Here is an 18,349-nt window from a genome sequence, read left to right as displayed (position 1 = left end):
GGAGAGAGACGGTGTGGCTCAGCGCCGGACCAGCGTGACGACGGTGACGATCAGCCACAGCAGGCCACCGAAACGGACCACCGGGAGCAGCGGCAGCAGGGCGGGCACCGCCAAGCCGAGAACGGCGACGGCACCGGCGATTCCGATGGCCACGCCGGTCCAGGCCAGCGGGCGCGGCAGCAGGTCGCCGATCAGCGCCGGTACCGCGACGCCCAGGGCGAACAGGCCGAATCCGACCGCGTAGGCCGGACCGCCGGACGCGAAGCTCAGGTCGGCCACGGCCCGCGCCAGTGCCGGACCGGCGGCGTCGGTGAGCCGGGCACCCGCCCAGCCGATGATCCCGCTGACCGTGAGCGCGGCCGCGGCGAGTACCGCGCCGGCGACGGCGATCCCGGGTACGCGGCCGAGCCGGGCCCGCAAGGTAGCGAAGACGAGGGTTCCGATCACCACCAGCGGGGCGGCCGCGGCCACCATCAGTAGCGCGCCGGTCTCGAGCAGTCCGCGGTGGGCGACGTCGTAGGCCAGCACCGCGGCGCCGGAATCTCCGGGATGCGGCATCCGGGCGTTGACCGCGAAGTAGGCGATGGTGAGGGCGGTGAAGGCGCCGGTGGCTGCGAGCAACGGCGCGGTGGTCCGGGTGGGGCGCAGGGTGGTGGTCATGGTGGTCTCTTTCTTCCGGGTGCGACGTCCGTACTCGGTCGACAATAATTACATTCTGTAACGATTGTCAAGGATGCATCGTTTTCCGTCGACTATCATGCTGCTATGAGCATGAACGCAGAGCCGGGCAGTCACCGCCCGCCGGGCGGCGTGGGATTCCTGTTGGCGCAGGTCGGAGCCCATGCCGCCGCGCATTTCGCCGCGGGCATCGCCCCCCTCGACCTCACTCCCCCACAGGCCGGCCTGCTCCGGATGCTCATCGTGCAACCCGGCCGCAGCCAGCGCGAGCTCGCCGACGCGCTCGGGATGCCGCCCAGCCGCTTCGTGAAATTCGCCGACACCCTGGAACAGCGCGGCCTGATCGAACGCCGCCCCAACCCCGACGATCGCCGACTGCACGCCCTCTACCTCACCGAATCGGGCACCGCCCTGCTCAGCCGCCTCGCCGTCGCCGCCCGCGAGAACGAAGAGGCGCTCTGCCGGTCGCTCACCCCCGACGAACGCGCGCAATTGGCTTCACTACTCGGCCGCCTCGCCACCGACCAGGGCCTGACCGCCGGAGTCCACCCGGGCTACAAGACGGTTCGGTAGCGCGGATCTCACCCTTACGCCCACTCGGTCCCCCACCGGCGTCGCCCAGCGGACGCAGCACGGTCCCCGTAGCACTCGAACATGCCTGCTGGACACCGGATTCGTGGCTCACAGGTCAGGGGCGTCGAGGGCGGCCGAGGATCCGCGCGGTCGGTACCGTCGGCCGGATAGGTGCGAAATGCGAACGGCGCCTGTGGAGTTGTCCACAGGCGCCGTACTCGACCCGGGAGTAGCTGGGCCGATAGGGTTTTCGGATCAGGGCAATGCTCAGCGCGGGGCCATGCGGATCGCGCCGTCCAGGCGGATGGTCTCGCCGTTCAGCATCGGGTTCTCCACGATGTGCTGGGCCAGCGCCGCGAACTCGGCGGGGTCACCGAGGCGGGAGGGGTGTGGGACCTGCTTGCCGAGGTGGGAGATGATCTCGTCCGAGGCGCTCGCGAAGAGCGGGGTGTGGAACAGGCCGGGCGCGATGGTGACGACGCGAATCTTCAGCTCCGCCAGGTCACGCGCGATCGGGAGGGTCATGCCGACGATGCCGCCCTTGGAGGCGGAGTAGGCGGCCTGGCCGATCTGCCCGTCGTAGGCCGCGACCGAGGCGGTGTTGACGATGACGCCCCGCTCCTCGCCGGCCGGCTCGACGGCGGCCATGCGCTCGGCGGCCAGCCGGATGACGTTGAAGGTGCCGAACAGGTTGACCGACACCACCTTCTGGAACGCGTCGAACGGGAAGGCGCCCTTCTTGCCGACGGTCTTGATGGCGTTGCCGATTCCGGCGCAGTTCACCGCGATCCGCAGCTCACCCAGCCCCTGCGCGATGTCCAGCGCGGCCCCGACCTGCTCCTCGCTGGTCACATCGGTCGGAGCGAACACGACACCGTCGCCCAGCTCCTCGGCCACGGCCACACCGGGCGACGACGGCAGGTCCAGGACGACCACCTTGGCCCCCTGCGCGTGCAGGGCACGAACAGTCGCCAGCCCGAGGCCCGAAGCCCCACCGGTCACGACGGCGACAGAGTTATCGATCTTCATTCTCGCACCCTAGCAATTGCTTGCTTGGTTACGAAGCGGAAGCGAGCTGCCGCACCGGTAACCGGGACCGGGACCACTTTGCATCCGAAGGGCTCGGGGGATTACCTTCACGACCTACGTCAGCCCGCTCCACACCGGACGGCTGGATCAGCCCGCAGCATCCACAGCCCGAATCACCGGCATGCGAAGTTATCCACAGCCATGTGCAGACTGTGGATAACTTCGCACCACCGCCCGTCACGGCGACACCACCTGTGCGCAAACAGCGAACGGCGCCTGTGGATCGAAATCCACAGGCGCCGTTCGAGCTGTGCAGCGTTTACCGCTGGGCGACCGCCGTCGGGACGATCGGCGACGGCAGAGCCGTCTCGCCCTCGAGGAAGGTGTCGACCGCGGCGGCGGCCGCGCGGCCCTCCGCGATGGCCCACACGATCAGCGACTGGCCGCGGCCCATGTCGCCGGCGACGAAGACGCCGGGGACCGAGGTGTGCCAGTTGTTGTCGCGCTTGACGTTTCCGCGCTGGTCGTAGCCGACGCCGAGGTCCTCGAGCAGACCCGGCTTCTGCGGGCCGGTGAAGCCCATCGCCAGCAGCACCAGGTCGGCCTCGATGGTGAAGTCGGTGCCTTCGACCTTCTCGAACCGGCCGTTGGCGAACACGACCTCGTGCGCCTGCAGGCCGGTGACCTTGCCGTCACTGCCCACGAACCGCTCGGTGTTGACCGAGTAGACGCGCTCGCCACCCTCTTCGTGCGCCGAGGACACCCGGTACATCAGCGGGTAGGTCGGCCACGGGGTGGAAGCGGCACGCTCCTCCGGCGGCCGCGGCATGATCTCGAACTGGTGGACGCTCGCGGCGCCCTGCCGGTGCGAGGTGCCCAGGCAGTCGGCGCCGGTGTCACCACCACCGATGATGACGACCTTCTTGTCGCGCGCGTGGATCGGCGGCAGGCCGTCGGCGTCGGTGATGGCGTCGCCCAGCTGCACGCGGTTGGCGAGCGGCAGGAACTCCATGGCCTGGTGGATGCCGTCGAGCTCGCGACCCGGCACCGGCAGGTCACGGGCGATGGTGGCGCCACCGGCCAGCACGATCGCGTCGAAACGCTCCCGCAGCTGCTCGGCGGTGATGTCCACACCCACGTTCACGCCGGCCTTGAAGATGGTGCCCTCGGCCTCCATCTGCGCGATCCGGCGGTCGATGAAGCGCTTCTCCATCTTGAACTCGGGGATGCCGTAGCGCAGCAGGCCGCCGATGCGGTCGTCGCGCTCGAACACGGTCACCGTGTGACCGGCCCGGGTCAGCTGCTGAGCGGCGGCCAGACCGGCCGGGCCCGAACCCACGACGGCGACCTTCTTGCCGGTGATTCGGGTCGGGTAGACCGGGGTGACCCAGCCCTCGTCGAAGGCGTTCTCGATGAGTTCGACCTCGACCTGCTTGATGGTGACCGGGTCCTGGTTGATGCCCAGGACGCAGGACGCCTCACACGGCGCCGGGCAGAGCCGGCCGGTGAACTCGGGGAAGTTGTTGGTGGCGTGCAGGCGGTCGATGCCCTCGCGCCACGCGCCCTTGTACACCAGGTCGTTCCACTCGGGGATCAGGTTCCCCAGCGGGCAGCCGTTGTGGCAGAACGGAATACCGCAGTCCATGCAGCGGCTCGCCTGGGTCCGGAGGGTGTCGTGGGAGAACTTCTCCTCGTACACCTCCTTCCAGTCCAGCAGGCGCAGGTCGACCGGCCGGCGCTTGGGCAGCTCCCGGCTGGTGTGCTTCAGAAATCCTTGTGCGTCACCCATGTACGGCTCCAGCGTTCAGCGCCGTCTCGGCGCACCCTTCAATTTCGGTGCGTCGCACCGCCATTACGGCAGTCGCGACGTGGGACGGGTTACCCACGCGCGGCCTCCATAATGGCCTCTTCCACGTTGCGGCCGTCGCGTTCGGCCTCGGAGATGGCCAGCAGGACCTTCTTGTACTCGCGCGGCATGACCTTCACGAAGTGGTTCACCTGCTGCGACCAGTCGGCCAGGATGCGTTCGGCCACAGCCGAACCCGTCTGCTCCTTGTGGCGGGTGACGGTGTCGTGCAGCCAGGTGAAGTCGTCACCGGACAGCTGCTCGACGGCGTCGACCTGCTCCGGCGAAACCCGCTGCGCGAACGTGCCTTCCGGGTCGTAGACGAACGCCACGCCACCGGACATACCGGCACCGAAGTTGCGGCCGGTCTCACCGAGGATGACCACGCGGCCACCGGTCATGTACTCGCAGCCGTGGTCGCCCACGCCCTCGACCACCGCGGTGGCACCCGAGTTCCGGACCGCGAAGCGCTCGCCGACGATGCCGCGCAGGAACGCCTCACCGCTGGTGGCACCGAACAGGATCACGTTGCCCGCGATGATGTTCTCTTCGGCCACGAACGACTCGGGCGCGTTGAGCGACGGGCGGATCACGATGTGACCACCCGAAAGGCCCTTGCCCACGTAGTCGTTCGCGTCACCGTGGACCCGCAGGGTGATACCGGCCGGGACGAACGCGCCGAACGAGTTACCGGCGGAACCGGTGAACGTCAGGTCGATGGTGTCGTCGGGCAGGCCGGCGCCGCCGTAGAGTTTGGTGACCTCGTGGCCCAGCATGGTGCCGACGGTCCGGTTCACGTTCGTGATCTTGGTTTCGAACTTCACCGGCTTGCCGCGCTCGAGCGCGTCGGCCGCCTGCGCGATCAGCTGGTTGTCCAGCGCCTTGTCCAGACCGTGGTCCTGGGACTTGGTCCGGCGACGGTCCTGAGCCATGAACGCGGTCTCGACGTCGTCGAGGATCGGCGACAGGTCCAGCTTCGAGGCCTTCCAGTGCTCCTTGGCCGCCGTGGTGTCGAGCAGGTCGACCCGGCCGATGGCCTCGTCGAGCGTGCGCAGACCCAGCGAGGCCAGCAGCTCGCGGACCTCCTCGGCGATGAAGAGCATGAAGTTCTCGACGAACTCCGGCTTACCGGTGAAACGATCCCGCAGCACCGGGTTCTGGGTGGCGATACCCACCGGGCAGGTGTCGAGGTGGCAGACGCGCATCATGACGCAGCCCGAGACCACCAGCGGCGCGGTCGCGAAACCGTACTCCTCGCCACCGAGCAACGCGGCGATCATCACGTCGCGGCCGGTCTTCATCTGGCCGTCGACCTGGACCACGATCCGGTCGCGCAGACCGTTGAGCAGCAGGGTCTGCTGGGTCTCGGCGAGACCGAGCTCCCAGGGGCCACCCGCGTGCTTCAGCGAGGTCAGCGGCGAGGCACCGGTACCACCGTCGTGGCCGGAGATCAGCACCACGTCGGCGTGCGCCTTGGACACACCCGCGGCGACGGTACCGACGCCGGGCTCCGCGACGAGTTTCACGTGAATCCGCGCCTGCGGGTTCGCGTTCTTCAGGTCGTGGATCAGCTGCGCCAGGTCCTCGATCGAGTAGATGTCGTGGTGCGGCGGCGGCGAGATCAGGCCGACACCCGGCGTCGAGTGTCGCACCTCGGCCACCCACGGGTAGACCTTGTGCGCCGGCAGCTGGCCACCCTCACCCGGCTTGGCGCCCTGCGCCATCTTGATCTGGATGTCGGTGCAGTTGGTCAGGTAGTGCGCGGTGACACCGAACCGGCCCGAAGCGACCTGCTTGATCGCCGACCGGCGCCAGTCACCGTTCTCCTCCACCTCGAAGCGGACCGGCGACTCGCCGCCCTCACCCGAGTTGGAGCGCGCGCCCAGGCGGTTCATCGCGATCGCGAGGGTCTCGTGCGCCTCGGCCGAAATCGAGCCGTAGCTCATCGCGCCGGTGGAGAACCGCTTCACGATCTCGCTCGCGGGCTCGACCTCGTCGATCGAGATCGGGTTGCGGTGCTCGGTGCGGAACTTGAACAGACCGCGCAGCGACGCCAGGCGCTCCGACTGGTCGTCGACCAGCTTCGTGTACTCCTTGAAGACCTTGTACTGGCCGGTCCGGGTGGCGTGCTGCAGCTTGAACACCGTGTCCGGGTTGAACAGGTGGTACTCGCCCTCCCGCCGCCACTGGTACTCGCCACCGACCTCTAGCTCGCGGTGCGCGCGCTCGTTGCGGTTCTCCAGGTAGGCGATCCGGTGCCGGGCCGCGACTTCGTCGGCGATGTCGTCCAAGCCGATACCGTCCAGCGGGGACCGCAGACCGGTGAAGTACTGGTCCAGAAGGTCCTGCGAGAGACCGATGACCTGGAACAGCTGCGCGCCGCGGTAGGAGGCGATGGTGGAGATGCCCATCTTGGACATCACCTTCAGCACACCCTTGCCGGCCGCCTTGTTGTAGTTGGCGACGGCCTTGGCGAAGTCGGCCTCGTGGTCGCCGGTCGAGCCGGGGATCTTCAGCGCGCCACGCTCGAGCATGTCCTCGATCGACTCGAAGGCCATGTACGGGTTGATCGCGGCCGCACCGAAACCGATCAGCAGGGCCATGTGGTGTACCTCGCGGGCGTCACCGGCCTCCACGACCAAGCCGACCTTGGTGCGGGTCTTCTCCCGGACCAGGTGGTGGTGCACGGACGAGGTGAGCAGCAGCGACGGGATCGGCGCCAGCTTCTCGTTCGACTCGCGGTCGGACAGCACGATGATACGGGCGCCACCGTCGATGGCGGCCGACACCTGCTCGTTGATGGCCTTGAGCGCCTTGCGCAGGCCCTTGCCACCCTTGCGGACCGGGTAAAGACCGCGCACGACCACCGAACGCAGCTCCTGGCGGGAGCCGTCGTCGTTGATGTGAACCAGCTTGGCCAGCTCGTCGTTGTCCAGGATCGGCTGGGTCAGCGTGATGTGCCGGGCCGATTCCGGGCCGGGGTGCAGCAGGTCGGACTCGGGGCCGATGGTGCTGCGCAGGCTGGTGACCACCTCTTCGCGGATGGCGTCCAGCGGCGGGTTGGTGACCTGCGCGAACAGCTGCGAGAAGTAGTCGAACAGCAGTCGCGAGCGCGACGACAGCACCGCGATCGGGGTGTCGGTACCCATCGAGCCGAGCGCCTCACCACCGGTGGCGGCCATCGGCGAGATCAGCAGGTTCAGTTCCTCGTTGGTGTAGCCGAAGATCTGCTGCCGGATGAGCACGCGGTCGTGCGACATGTGCACGTGCGGGCGGTCGGGGAGCTCGGACAGCTTGACCGGGCCCTCGTCCAGCCACTGCTGGTAGGGCGCCGCGGCGGCCAGCTCCGACTTGATCTCGTCGTCGCCGATGATCCGGCCCTTGGAGGTGTCGACCAGGAACATCTTGCCCGGCTGCAGGCGGACCTTGCGGACAACCTTCGACGGCTCGATGTCCAGCACGCCGACCTCGGAGGCCATGACGACCAGGCCGTCCTCGGTGACCCACACGCGGGAGGGCCGCAGGCCGTTGCGGTCCAGGACCGCGCCGACCACGGTGCCGTCGGTGAAGCACACCGAGGCCGGGCCGTCCCACGGCTCCATGAGGAAGGAGTGGTAGCGGTAGAAGGCCCGGCGCGCCGGGTCCATGGTGGTGTTGCGCTCCCACGCCTCGGGGATCATCATCAGCACCGCGTGCGGCAGGCTGCGGCCGCCCAGGTGCAGCAGCTCGAGCACCTCGTCGAAGCGGGCGGTGTCGGAGGCGCCGGGGGTACAGACCGGGAAGATCTTCTCCAGGCGGTTGTTGCCGTCGGCGTCGTTGCCGAAGACGTCGGACTTCAGCAGCGCCTCGCGGGCGCGCATCCAGTTCTCGTTACCGGTGACGGTGTTGATCTCACCGTTGTGGGCGACGCGCCGGAAGGGGTGCGCCAGCGGCCACGACGGGAAGGTGTTGGTGGAGAAGCGCGAGTGCACGATGCCCAGCGCCGACTCGACCCGCTCGTCCTGCAGGTCCAGGTAGAACGCGCGCAGCTGCGGGGTGGTGAACATGCCCTTGTAGACGAAGGTCTCACCGGACAGGCTCGGGAAGTAGACCGACTCGTGGCCGACCGTGCCCTCGCCGGCGCCCTGCTTGCCGAGCTCGGCCTCCACGCGCTTGCGGATCACGTAGGCGCGACGCTCGAGGTCCAGGCCGGAGAGCTGCTCGGCGCCGCCCTTGGGCGAGGCGATGAACAACTGCTTGAAGGTCGGCATGGCGTCCCGCGCCAGCGCGCCCAGGCTGCTCTCGTCGATCGGCACCTCACGCCAGCCGAGGACCGCCAGGCCCTCTTCGGCGACGATCTTCTCGACCTTGTACGCGGCGCGGGCCGCCTCGCGGCGAGCCTGCGGCAGGAACGCGATACCGGAGGCGTAGGAGCCGAGCGGCGGCAGCTCGAAGGTGGCTCCCTCGTCGGCGAGGATGCCACGGAAGAACTTGTCCGGCAGCTGGATGATGATGCCGGCGCCGTCGCCCGAGTTGGGCTCGGCGCCCGCGGCGCCACGGTGCTCCAGGTTGAGCAACGCCGTAATGGCCTTGTCCACGATGTCGCGGCTGCGACGGCCGTGCATGTCGACGACGAACGCGACGCCACAGGCGTCGTGTTCGTTCGCCGGGTCGTACAGACCGATGGGCCCGGGTGACCGGTGGCCAGGAAGTTGCGTCATGCCTCTGCCTTCAAAAAAATCAGGCCTTCGAAGAAATACGGCCTTCGTCGAATGCCTCCGTCTAGACTGCCCAAGGACTGTTGGGTGCCAGCGGCGGTGGTGGCCGTCCTGTGCAGTCAACTCTCCAGTTGTTCACCCGCTCCGGGTCGTCGCCGGGTGCTCGGCGGTAGCGGAACGCGCGCGCATCCGTCAGCCACCGCGCTCCGGTTTCGCTCGTCAGCCTGAGGCCATGAGCCCGCGACCGCAATGAGCGAGGTAGCCGGGCATTATGTGCCCGGCGTTCAGAGCAAACGATAAGTGCCAACCAGGTCCCAACCAAGTGAGGGTTGGCTAAATAATCCGTCTACCTGGTCTTTGTCATCGGTCCTCTACCTATCTGCGCGTTGTCCAGTGTAAGGCAGGATCGGACCATCTCCGCAGTCGCTTTCGCCACCGTGGCGCGTCGCACCCGAGACAGTCACAGACACCCGCCGCCGGGGCCGCAATGGCTCCTACCTGCACCGAAGCAGAGTTTCCGGGCCGGGCACGGGTAAACCCGATCCACGCACGGCTAACCCACTCGTCACTCGAACGCGACAACCCGGACACGCCCGCGACGTGCCGCGCCAATGTTCCGACCGTACGGCATTTTTTGCTTTTGTGGAGTTCAGCACACTTTCGGCAATTCAGGCCATTGTGACGTTACGCACAGCGCCCTCGGCCGGGCATGGCGCTCGCACTCCACCGGATCGTTCACCGACGTCGGGGCCGCACAGTGAGTTTCGGCGGCACTGCCGCTGCCACCCGTTCCCACCCCGCCGACGGTACGCGCGGCCGGTTCGCGAGGCCCGACTCCGGCCAAGATCAACCGTCGCGACGTGCGGAAATAGTTGCTCGCTATCAGTGTGACCCTACCCACAGAACCCTGGCCGCAGTCGCTCACCGGACCGTCTGCCTGTCACGCTGAGTCCACCCGAACCTCCGACCCCTAGTGCCGTGCCTGGACAACGACCCGGGACCCAGAGGATGTGAGCTCCCGATGACCACCCCCGATGTCCCGCACGCCGGCGACAGCGCGACGCCGCCGGGTGCCGCGGAACCGCACGGCACCGATCGGGCGCAACCGCGAGTCACCGAGCGCGCGCAGCTCACCGGCACCGGGCTCCTCACGTGGCTGGGCGGCGGCACCGGAACCGTCGTGAACCGCCACGACCGGGCGAGTTACGCGATCTCGGGTGCCGCCGTGGCGGTGTTCGCGCTCGCCGCGGCGACCGTGGTGCTGCTGACCGGCCGGGCCGCCGGGTGGCCCGTCGCGGCCGATGTCGTCGTGGCCCTGCTGGCCGTCCTGCTCACCGGTGCCGGCGCCCGGGCCACCACGACCGGTTCCGGCGCCACCCGCGCCGACCTGCTGACTCGCGCGGGCGCGGCCGCGGCGGCCGGCATCGTGGTGGCCGAGCTGGCGACCGTGCTGCTGCTGGGCGGCACCGTGGACCGGGTGCTCGACGATCAAGCCCACCGGGCGACCGATTCGGCGCCGGCGGTGGTCGCCGCACAGTCCCAGCTCGACGCGGCCCGCGGCGACCGGGCCGGCCTGCAACAGCAGCTCGACAAGGCCCAGACCGATATCGCCGACGCGCTGCAGACCGCACGCTGCGAGTACCACCCGACGCCGGACTGCCCGCAGACCAAGATCACCGGGGTGCCCGGGCGCGGCCCGGAGACCGCCACCGACGACGCCATGCTGCAGGACGCCCGCAACCGGCTCGCCGCCGTGCAGGGCCAGGTCCCGGCCGCGGATCAGCGGGTCGCCGACAAGCGCGACGCCCTCGACCAGGCACGGACCGCCGCCGTCGGATCCGCCGACCGCGGCGCCGGTGCCCGCTGGCTCGCCATGAACAGCTACACCGCCGGTCACCCCGGCGGCCTGCTGCTGCGGCTCGCCGACCTCGTGGCCGGTGTACTGCTCGCCCTGCTTCCGCTCCTGCTGCGCCGCTGGCGCGGGGAGACCGCGCTGGATCGCGAGATCGCGGCCCACACGGCCGCCGACCGCGCCGGCCGGGCCGCCGAGACCGCGGTCGCGGTGCGGCGCGCCGAAGCCGGTCAGGAAGCCGAATTCCTGCGTGTCGAACAGGAATTGAATGCCGCCCGGCTGGCCGCCGTCGCCGACAAGGCGATCGACCGGGAGCGGCAGCGCACCCGGATCGTGGCGGCCATCGGCGGCTTCGAGATCGGCCTCACCGGCGCCGCACCACGCGCGCTGCACGAATTCGACAGCGCCACCGGCACTCTGCCCGGCCCAGGGCCGAACACACTTCCGCCGCATGGCAATTCCGCACTGCCGTCGGGCAGTCCCGCAGACACCCTGTCCCAGGAGGACATCGTGACCCATCCCTCGAACCTGCCCGCCCGCCTGCCCGCGGGCACACCGGTCCCGGCCTATCCGATGCTGTCGGCCACCGCCCACCCGGACGTCCTGCCTGCGGCGAAATCCGGTGGCGGCCTGGAACTTCCGATCATCGGCACGGTCCCCTTCACCGACACGGCCGCCCGCATGATCCGCCCGCTGGTACCGAACTTCGTGACAAACGCCATCGAGGGTGCCATCGATACCGCCACCAGCCCGCTGCGCACCATCCGGCAGGCCTTCGAGGAGTCGGAGGAGGTCACCTTCACCTTCCGCCGCACCCGCAAGGTCACCGTCGACGGCGTGGAACAGCCCCAGCCGACCCAGCAGCAATACGCCCCGGCCTTCCCCACCCAGCCGCACCCGTACCAGCTGCCGACAGCCCCCACCGGCCCGTACTCCGTACCGTCCGACCGCATCCCCCACCCCGGCTACCAGTACCAGGACCCCCGCTACACCGCACTGACCCCGGGCCAGGCCGGATACGGACTCCCGGCCGGCGTCGACCCCAACTCCCTGACCGCGCAACAGCGCGCGGAACTGGAATCCCGCGGCACCCGCGAACTCCCCCCGGGCACCGACCACTCCTGATCGCCGACACCACGTTCCAGCCGCTTGCCGAGGGCGGGATGATCCGGTGCGGTGTGGAGACCTTCCGGCTCTGATCGGAACCGTCGGTGGCGGATACACTCGGGCGCGTGTTGTCAGCAGCCGCCGGTGGGGGCGAGGTGGTGCGCTCGGCCGATAGCGGAACCGAGGCGGCCGAGCGGGTTCCGCTGCGGCCGTTCAGTGGGCGGGAGTTGCTCGATCTGCCGTTCGCGGTGCTGCAGGGGCGGCTGCGGGTGGTCGCGGGACTGGTCGGGAGCGCGCTGGCCGTGGCGGCGGCGGTGGACCTCGGGATCATCGCGGTGGCGGACGCGATCGGCGGGGCCGGCGGCCGGCTCGCGGGGGTCGCGGTGCTGGTCACGGTGGTACTCGCGTGGATGCTGCGGACCGTCGTGCGCGGGGTGGTGACGCCGGTCGCCCTGGCCGGGGTACGGCAGCAGCCGCTCACCGCGAAGGCGGCATTGGGAGCGTTCGGCGCGCGGTTCGGGCCGCTGCTCGGATTCCACTGTCTGTTCACCCTGACCGGAGTTGGGATCACAGTGTTGGGCGCACTGGTGTTCCTCGTCGGGCTGGTGGGGTCGGCGGTGTGGCTGAGCTGGTTGCGGGCGCAGCAGTTCGTGACGGTTCCGGTGCTCTTCGCCGAGCAGTTGCCGCTCGGGCAGGCCCGCGACCGGTCCAAACTGCTGGTGAGCGGCGCTGGTTGGCGGCTGGCCGGGATCTGGCTGTATCTGCGGGTGCTCACCGTCGTGCTCACGGTCCCGTTGGCCGGTATCCCCTTCTTCCTCTCCCGCTATACGGGCACGCACCGCTGGACCGTGACCGTACTCGTCGTGTGTGCCGTGCTGACCGCGGTGGCGGTCGCCGAAACCATCGAATCCGCCACGCGCGTGGTCGCATACGTCGACCGGCGCTGCCGGCGTGAAGCCTGGGACATCACGATTCCGGAGGCCCGCCGGTGAATCAGCCCCGCTGGGAGACCGCGCATCCCGCCACTCCCCCGCCACCGGAACTGGGTGCCGCCGGCGAACATCGCAGTGCCGCGGAACAAGCGGCGCAACGCGCCGACTACGACACCGCGCTGCGCGAGCGCTATCGCGCGGTGGTCCGCGGTCTGGAACAGAACGGCCTGCTGGAGGTGCAACGCGCGCGCACCGCGCGGGAGACCGCCGCGGCCGCCGCCGACCGGGCCGCCGCGATCGAACTACCCACCGCAGCACACAGTTTCGACGAGGTGGTGTACGGCGGCCGGCCCGCCACCGCCGACGAGTACCGCTATCTCGAACAGGCGGACCGGTATTCGAACGCGCCGCCACCGAAAGCCGACCTCGTCGACGCCACCACGGCGGCCGGTTCCGGCGAACAGCGCAAGCAACGCACCCGCCGCAAGCGGCTGCCGGGCCTCGAACTTCCCGAGCTGCTGCGTGATCCGCGGCTCTGGGGCGTGCTGTGGGCGATCCTCGCGCTGGTGCTGATCGGCATCGTGTTGGTGAAGGTCCTCGGGGCGCCACCACCGCCGCCGCCCCCGCAGATCCCCGAACCGTCGAAACCACCGCCGCCGGACTTCGGCCGCGGGCAGGACTCGATTCTGTCCGGGATGCCGAACTGGCTGGCGTACGGCCTGATCCAGGCGCTGATCGCGTTCGCGGCGGTCGTCTGGTGGCGGGCACCGCGCCGCGGCGCACTGGTCCCCGAACCCCGGCCGGTGGAGGTCGCCGCCAACGAGGTGCTGGCCGGCCAGGCCGGGCTCTACCGGCGCTCCCGCGACCGCGACTATGCCGCAGGACAATTGCGCGCGGCGACCCTGCGCCGGATCCGGCCCCGCCTGGGCCTGCCCGCGGACGCACCGCCGCAACAGATCTGCGCAGCGGCGGCCCAGCGGTCGGGCACCGACCCGGCCGTGGTCGCCGCCGCGCTGACCGGCCCGGTGCCAGACGATCAGGCCCTGGAATATGTTGCCGCCCAGCTCGACTGGATCGAATCGACCATCGGATGACGGAGATCGGATGACGACCGTGGAGACCACCCACAACCCGGCAGCCGCGGAAGCGCTGCGGGCGCTCGGCGCGCTGCGCACCGAGATCGGCAAGGCGGTCGTCGGCAACGACCACGCCGTCACCTTCCTGGTGCTGGCGCTGCTGTGCCGCGGCCACGTGCTGCTGGAAGGTGTTCCGGGCGTGGCGAAGACGCTACTGGTCCGGGCGCTGGCCACCGCGCTGGACCTGGAGCACACCCGGGTGCAGTTCACCCCCGACCTGATGCCCGGTGACGTCACCGGATCGCAGATCTACGACCCGCACACCACCGAGTTCACCTTCCGGCCGGGCCCGGTCTTCACCAACCTCATGTTGGCCGACGAGATCAACCGCACCCCACCGAAAACCCAGTCGGCACTGCTGGAATCGATGGAGGAGCGCCAGGTTTCGGTCGCCGGTACACCGCAGCCGCTGCCGGATCCGTTCGTGGTGATCGCCACCCAGAACCCGATCGAGCAGGAGGGCACCTATCCGCTGCCCGAGGCGCAGTTGGACCGCTTCCTGTTCAAGGTCGACATCCTGCTGCCGGCGCGCGACGACGAATTCCGCATCCTGCAACGGCATGCCACCGGTTTCGACCCGCGCGATCTGGCCGCGGCAGGTCTCCGGCCGGTGGCCGGCGCCGAGCATCTGGCCACGGCGCGGGCCGCGATCGCCGGGGTGACGGTCAGCCCGGAGGTGCTCGCCTACATCGTCGATCTGTGCCGGGCCACCCGCATGTCCCCGGCGGTCGCGCACGGTGCCTCGACCCGCGGCGCGACCGCGCTGTTGGCCGCCGCGCGGGCCTTCGCCTGGCTGAACGGCCGCGGTTACGTCACTCCGGACGACGTGAAAACCGTTGCGGTGACGGCATTGCGGCACCGATTGCAGTTGCGCCCGGAGGCAGAGCTGGATGGTGTCACGGCGGAATCGGTGCTGGCCTCGCTGCTCGCCACGGTCCCGGTTCCGGTGTAGCGCATGGCCGAATCGGGTGCCGGCCGGGCGGCGGACGCGCGCCGCCGGTACAGCACAGTGGTTCTCACCGGGCGGCTGGCCGCGCTCGCGATCGCGGGAGCCGCGGTGGTGTCGCTGCTGCTGCCGTCGTGGGCCGGCGTGGTGTCGGTCACCGGCGTCCTGACCGTGCTGATCGTCGTCGACGCCGCGCTGGTGGGCCGGGTGCGCGGGCTCGAACTGTCCCGCCCGGAACTGACCGTGGTGCGCTTGGGCCGGTCCACGGAAGTCGAACTGACCGTGTCCAATTCGGGTCCGCGGCCGCTGCGCGGCCGGTTCTGGGACGACTGGCCCGACAGCACGGATCCGGTGCCGCGCGAGCACCGGCTGCGCCTCGCGCCCGGCACCAAACAACGCTTCACCGTGACCCTCACCCCGCGCCACCGCGGCGACCGGGTGGCGGGCCCGGTGACCCTGCGCCTGCTGGGCCCACTCGGCTTGGCGGGCAGGCAAATTCGACGGGAGGCTCCCGCCCGGGTCCGCGCCCTGCCTGCCTTCCGCAGCGAACGGATCCTCGCGTCCAAGGTCCGGCAGCTGCACCACCTGGAAGGCCGGAACGTGACGAACGTGCGCGGCCAGGGCACCGAATTCGATTCCTTCCGTGAGTATGTGGCCGGCGACGACGTGCGCACCATCGACTGGCGCGCCACCGCGCGCGCCGACGACGTGCTGGTGCGGACCTGGCGGCCGGAACGTAACCGGCACGTACTGATGCTGCTCGACACGGGCCGGGTCGCGGCCGGGCGGGTCGGGGACGGCACTCGGCTGGAGGTGGCGATCGAGGCCGCGCTGCTGCTGGGCGGGGTGGCCGCCGCGGCCGGCGATACCGTCGACCTGCTCGCCTACGACCGGCAGGTCCGGGCCGAGGTGCGCGGTACGAGCGGAAAAGCGGTGCAGCCCAAGCTGATGCACGCCCTGGCCGGCGTGGTACCCGCGCTGCTCGACACCGACACCCCCGGCCTGGTCCGCACCGCCGTCCGCCAGACCCGGCGACGCAGCCTGGTGGTGTGGTTCACCAGCCTGGACCCGGCGATGGTCGAGGAGAACCTGATGCCGGTGCTCCCGGTCCTCGCCCAACGCCACCGGGTCCTGCTGGTCTCGATCACCGACCCGGACATCGCCGCGGCCGCCGCAGGCCGGGACGACCTGGAGCAGATCTATCTCGCGGCCGCCGCCGAACGCGCGCTCGCGGAACAGGCAGTGGTGCAGGAACAGCTGCGCCGCAACGGGATAACCGTGATCGCCGCCGCCCCGGCCCGCCTCCCCGAAGCCCTCGCCGACGAATACCTCGAACTCAAGCGCACCGGCCGCATGTAGTGGGTGGCACTGAAGACCTCTGCGCCACCGCATGATCGGGTCCCTCAGGCGTCACCCTGCGTGACGTCCACCCACCCGACGTCGGGCGGTCCGCTGCGAGCGCAGTGCGGTGCTCCGATTCGCGGCATTCACCTCCCGCCGCTGCCGAATGCGTTCGTGCACCGAAACGGTTCCCGCGCTTCGGCTTCGCATCTCAGGCCTGGAGGACCCAGGCGGCTTCTTGCGTCCGCGGTGCTGTCGAGGTAACCGGCTGTCGCGCCGGCGGCACCGCCGGCGCCAGGGTGCGGCGCTGCCGTTCGGCGACCACCGCCGCCAGGATGTGCATCGGCGGGTAGCCCGCGGGTGCGGGCACCCGGAGCCGCCCGCACACCGCGATCACCAGGGCATGGCCCAGGTTGTGCCGGACCTCCGGGGTGAGGGTCGGGAAGCGGGTCAGATAGGTGCGGACCGGGAGGGCCAGGTCCTCGGTCAGGCCGGACAGGTCGAGCCGGTGGGCCCAGGCCGCCAGCCACGGCGGCGCCACCGCCAGGGCCGGGTACGGGACCCGGGATACGTTGTGCACCACCACGGTTCCGGCCAGGATGTCGCCCACCCGGCGGCCGCGCGGCGAGCAGGCCGAGGTGACGACCGCGACCGCGCCGAAGCCGCCGAGCATCCAGAAGTCGACGATCGTCCCGCCCAGCCCCCGGGTCAGGGCGTGCCGGAAATCGATCGGCCCGCCGTCGTCGCGCACCACCCGCAGCCCCAGGGCCAGCTTGCCGGGGGTCCGCCCGTGCAGCAGCGTCTCGCACGCGATCGGATATCCGGCCAGGACACCGACGAAGATCAGCAGGAACCCGGTGGCCACCCAGGCGTCGTCCGGACGCAGCTGGAACACGAGCAACAGCAGGCCGGCGGTCAGCACATTGAGGATCACGGCCTGCACGAGCAGGTCGATCAGGAACGCCGCGGCCCGGGTCGGGATCCGCGCGATCGGCAGGTCGAGGGCGACTCCCTCGCCGGTGGTGAAGACGGCCATGACCTTTCACAGATTAGCCTGTATCGGGGGACGCGGCGCCCCGCGGACAGCACGGGAGGCCATTCGATGGACGTCGACGCATACGCCTACGCGCAGCGGCGGTCCTGGGATCGGCTCGCGGAGCTGAGCGGCCGCGGCCGGCTGTCCGGCGCCGAGGCCGACGAGCTGGTCACGCTGTACCGGCGGGCCTCCCAGCAGCTGGCCCGGCTCCAATCGCATTCCCCGGACCCGGAACTGGTCGGCGGCCTGAGCGCACTGCTGGCGCGGGCGCGGGCGCGGATCCTGCGCGGCCGCATCGACGCCTGGCGCGAGGTGGGCCGCTTCTGGACCGAGCGGTTCCCGGCCGAGCTGTACCGGGCGCGCGGGTGGTGGGCCGGTGTGGGCGCGGCCTTCCTGACCGTCGCGACCGGCCTCGCGGTCTGGGTGGCGAATTCGACGGACGCGCGCCATCTGCTCGGGTTGCACGACGACAACGGCGATCTGACCGGCCCGGGCGGCGCGTTCGAGACCTACTACTCCGAGCATCCGCACGGCGCGTTCGCCGCGCACGTGTGGACGAACAACGCCTGGGTGTCCGCGCTGGCGCTGTTCCTGGGGATCCTGTTGCTGCCCGCGGTGTCCGTCCTGTTCATGAACGCGCTCAACGTCGGGGTCTCCGCCGGGCTGATGGCCGACGCGGGGCGGCTGGACGCGTTCTTCGGTTTCATCCTGCCGCACGGGATGCTGGAGCTGACCGCGGTCTTCGTGGCGGGCGGCGCCGGCCTGAAACTGGGCTGGACGCTGGTGGATCCGGGCCGGCAGAGCCGCGGGCGGGCGCTGGCCCGGCAGGGCCGGGCGACGGCCACGATCGCACTGGGGCTGGTCGGGGTGTTGCTGGTGTCGGGCCTGATCGAGGGCTTCGTCACGCCGAGCGGCTGGCCGACCGTTGTTCGGATCGGGATCGGCGCGCTCGCCGAACTGGCCTTTCTCGGCTACGTTTTCGTGCTCGGCGGCCGGGCGGCTCGCGCGCACGACGATGCCGGGCGCACTGTAGGCGCCGAGAGTGAACAGTCGGCGACAACTCGGAGTGCCGGATAGCTAATCGAAGGCGTACCGCGCCCGGCGCCTGTGCGCCCGGGCCGCGTACCGGTCTGCGAATCCCGATGCGGGAGACCGAAATTTGAGAGCCACTGGCCG

The 18,349-nt window shown here is 70.2% G+C and carries 12 protein-coding genes; 7 read left to right on the top strand and 5 right to left on the bottom strand.

Features of this window, described 5'->3' with window-relative positions:
* Nucleotides 1-18: 18 nt before the first annotated feature.
* Nucleotides 19-660, bottom strand: a complete 642-nt coding sequence (locus EBN03_RS06870) for a DUF4386 domain-containing protein (protein ID WP_147471477.1) — start codon at nucleotides 658-660, stop codon at nucleotides 19-21.
* A gap of 105 nt (nucleotides 661-765) precedes the next feature.
* Here EBN03_RS06870 and EBN03_RS06865 point away from each other — a divergent pair, with 105 nt between their 5' ends.
* Nucleotides 766-1,251 carry a MarR family winged helix-turn-helix transcriptional regulator gene (locus EBN03_RS06865; RefSeq protein ID WP_122187065.1) on the top strand — a complete coding sequence of 162 codons (486 nt, stop codon included), beginning with the start codon at nucleotides 766-768 and terminating at the stop codon, nucleotides 1,249-1,251.
* Between the two features lie 267 nt (nucleotides 1,252-1,518).
* Here the strand turns inward: EBN03_RS06865 and EBN03_RS06860 are convergent, their stop codons facing one another.
* From EBN03_RS06860 to gltB, 3 genes are all read right to left on the bottom strand, one after another.
* A complete protein-coding gene (locus EBN03_RS06860; protein ID WP_122187064.1) occupies nucleotides 1,519-2,280 on the bottom strand; it encodes a 3-hydroxyacyl-CoA dehydrogenase in 762 nt (253 codons plus the stop codon).
* Between the two features lie 319 nt (nucleotides 2,281-2,599).
* A complete protein-coding gene (locus tag EBN03_RS06855) occupies nucleotides 2,600-4,069 on the bottom strand; it encodes a glutamate synthase subunit beta (protein WP_122187063.1) in 1,470 nt (489 codons plus the stop codon).
* 89 nt (nucleotides 4,070-4,158) lie between these two features.
* The gene (gene gltB / locus EBN03_RS06850; protein ID WP_122187062.1) at nucleotides 4,159-8,826 is read right to left on the bottom strand and encodes a glutamate synthase large subunit; all 4,668 of its coding nucleotides are present in this window, start codon (nucleotides 8,824-8,826) and stop codon (nucleotides 4,159-4,161) included.
* 1,018 nt (nucleotides 8,827-9,844) lie between these two features.
* On the opposite strand from gltB, the gene EBN03_RS06845 reads away from it, so the two are divergent.
* The 5 genes from EBN03_RS06845 (at nucleotide 9,845) to EBN03_RS06825 (ending at nucleotide 16,155) form a co-directional block, all read left to right on the top strand.
* A complete protein-coding gene (locus EBN03_RS06845) occupies nucleotides 9,845-11,800 on the top strand; it encodes a DUF4407 domain-containing protein (RefSeq protein WP_122187061.1) in 1,956 nt (651 codons plus the stop codon).
* A gap of 107 nt (nucleotides 11,801-11,907) precedes the next feature.
* Nucleotides 11,908-12,774: a hypothetical protein gene (locus tag EBN03_RS06840; RefSeq protein WP_122187060.1), complete on the top strand. Its 867-nt coding sequence runs from the start codon at nucleotides 11,908-11,910 to the stop codon at nucleotides 12,772-12,774.
* Nucleotides 12,771-13,808 carry a DUF4129 domain-containing protein gene (locus EBN03_RS06835; protein WP_122187059.1) on the top strand — a complete coding sequence of 346 codons (1,038 nt, stop codon included), beginning with the start codon at nucleotides 12,771-12,773 and terminating at the stop codon, nucleotides 13,806-13,808. The genes EBN03_RS06840 and EBN03_RS06835 overlap by 4 nt, the downstream gene beginning before the upstream one ends.
* Before the next feature lie 10 nt (nucleotides 13,809-13,818).
* Nucleotides 13,819-14,802 carry an AAA family ATPase gene (locus tag EBN03_RS06830; protein ID WP_122187058.1) on the top strand — a complete coding sequence of 328 codons (984 nt, stop codon included), beginning with the start codon at nucleotides 13,819-13,821 and terminating at the stop codon, nucleotides 14,800-14,802.
* A gap of 3 nt (nucleotides 14,803-14,805) precedes the next feature.
* Nucleotides 14,806-16,155, top strand: coding sequence for a DUF58 domain-containing protein (locus EBN03_RS06825; protein WP_233608213.1), 1,350 nt, complete (start codon nucleotides 14,806-14,808; stop codon nucleotides 16,153-16,155).
* Nucleotides 16,156-16,348: 193 nt separating this feature from the next.
* Here the strand turns inward: EBN03_RS06825 and EBN03_RS06820 are convergent, their stop codons facing one another.
* On the bottom strand, nucleotides 16,349-17,173 hold the full coding sequence (locus EBN03_RS06820) for an RDD family protein (RefSeq protein ID WP_122187057.1): 825 nt from the start codon (nucleotides 17,171-17,173) through the stop codon (nucleotides 16,349-16,351).
* 66 nt (nucleotides 17,174-17,239) lie between these two features.
* Between EBN03_RS06820 and EBN03_RS06815 the strand changes: the two genes are divergently transcribed.
* A complete protein-coding gene (locus EBN03_RS06815; RefSeq protein WP_122187056.1) occupies nucleotides 17,240-18,250 on the top strand; it encodes a stage II sporulation protein M in 1,011 nt (336 codons plus the stop codon).
* Nucleotides 18,251-18,349: the final 99 nt, after the last annotated feature.

Origin of the sequence: Nocardia stercoris (genome assembly GCF_003696265.1) — a bacterium.
Taxonomy (GTDB): Bacteria; Actinomycetota; Actinomycetes; order Mycobacteriales; family Mycobacteriaceae; genus Nocardia; species Nocardia stercoris.
Note: the sequence above shows the minus strand (reverse complement) of the source record. Positions and strands in the feature narration are given on the sequence as shown.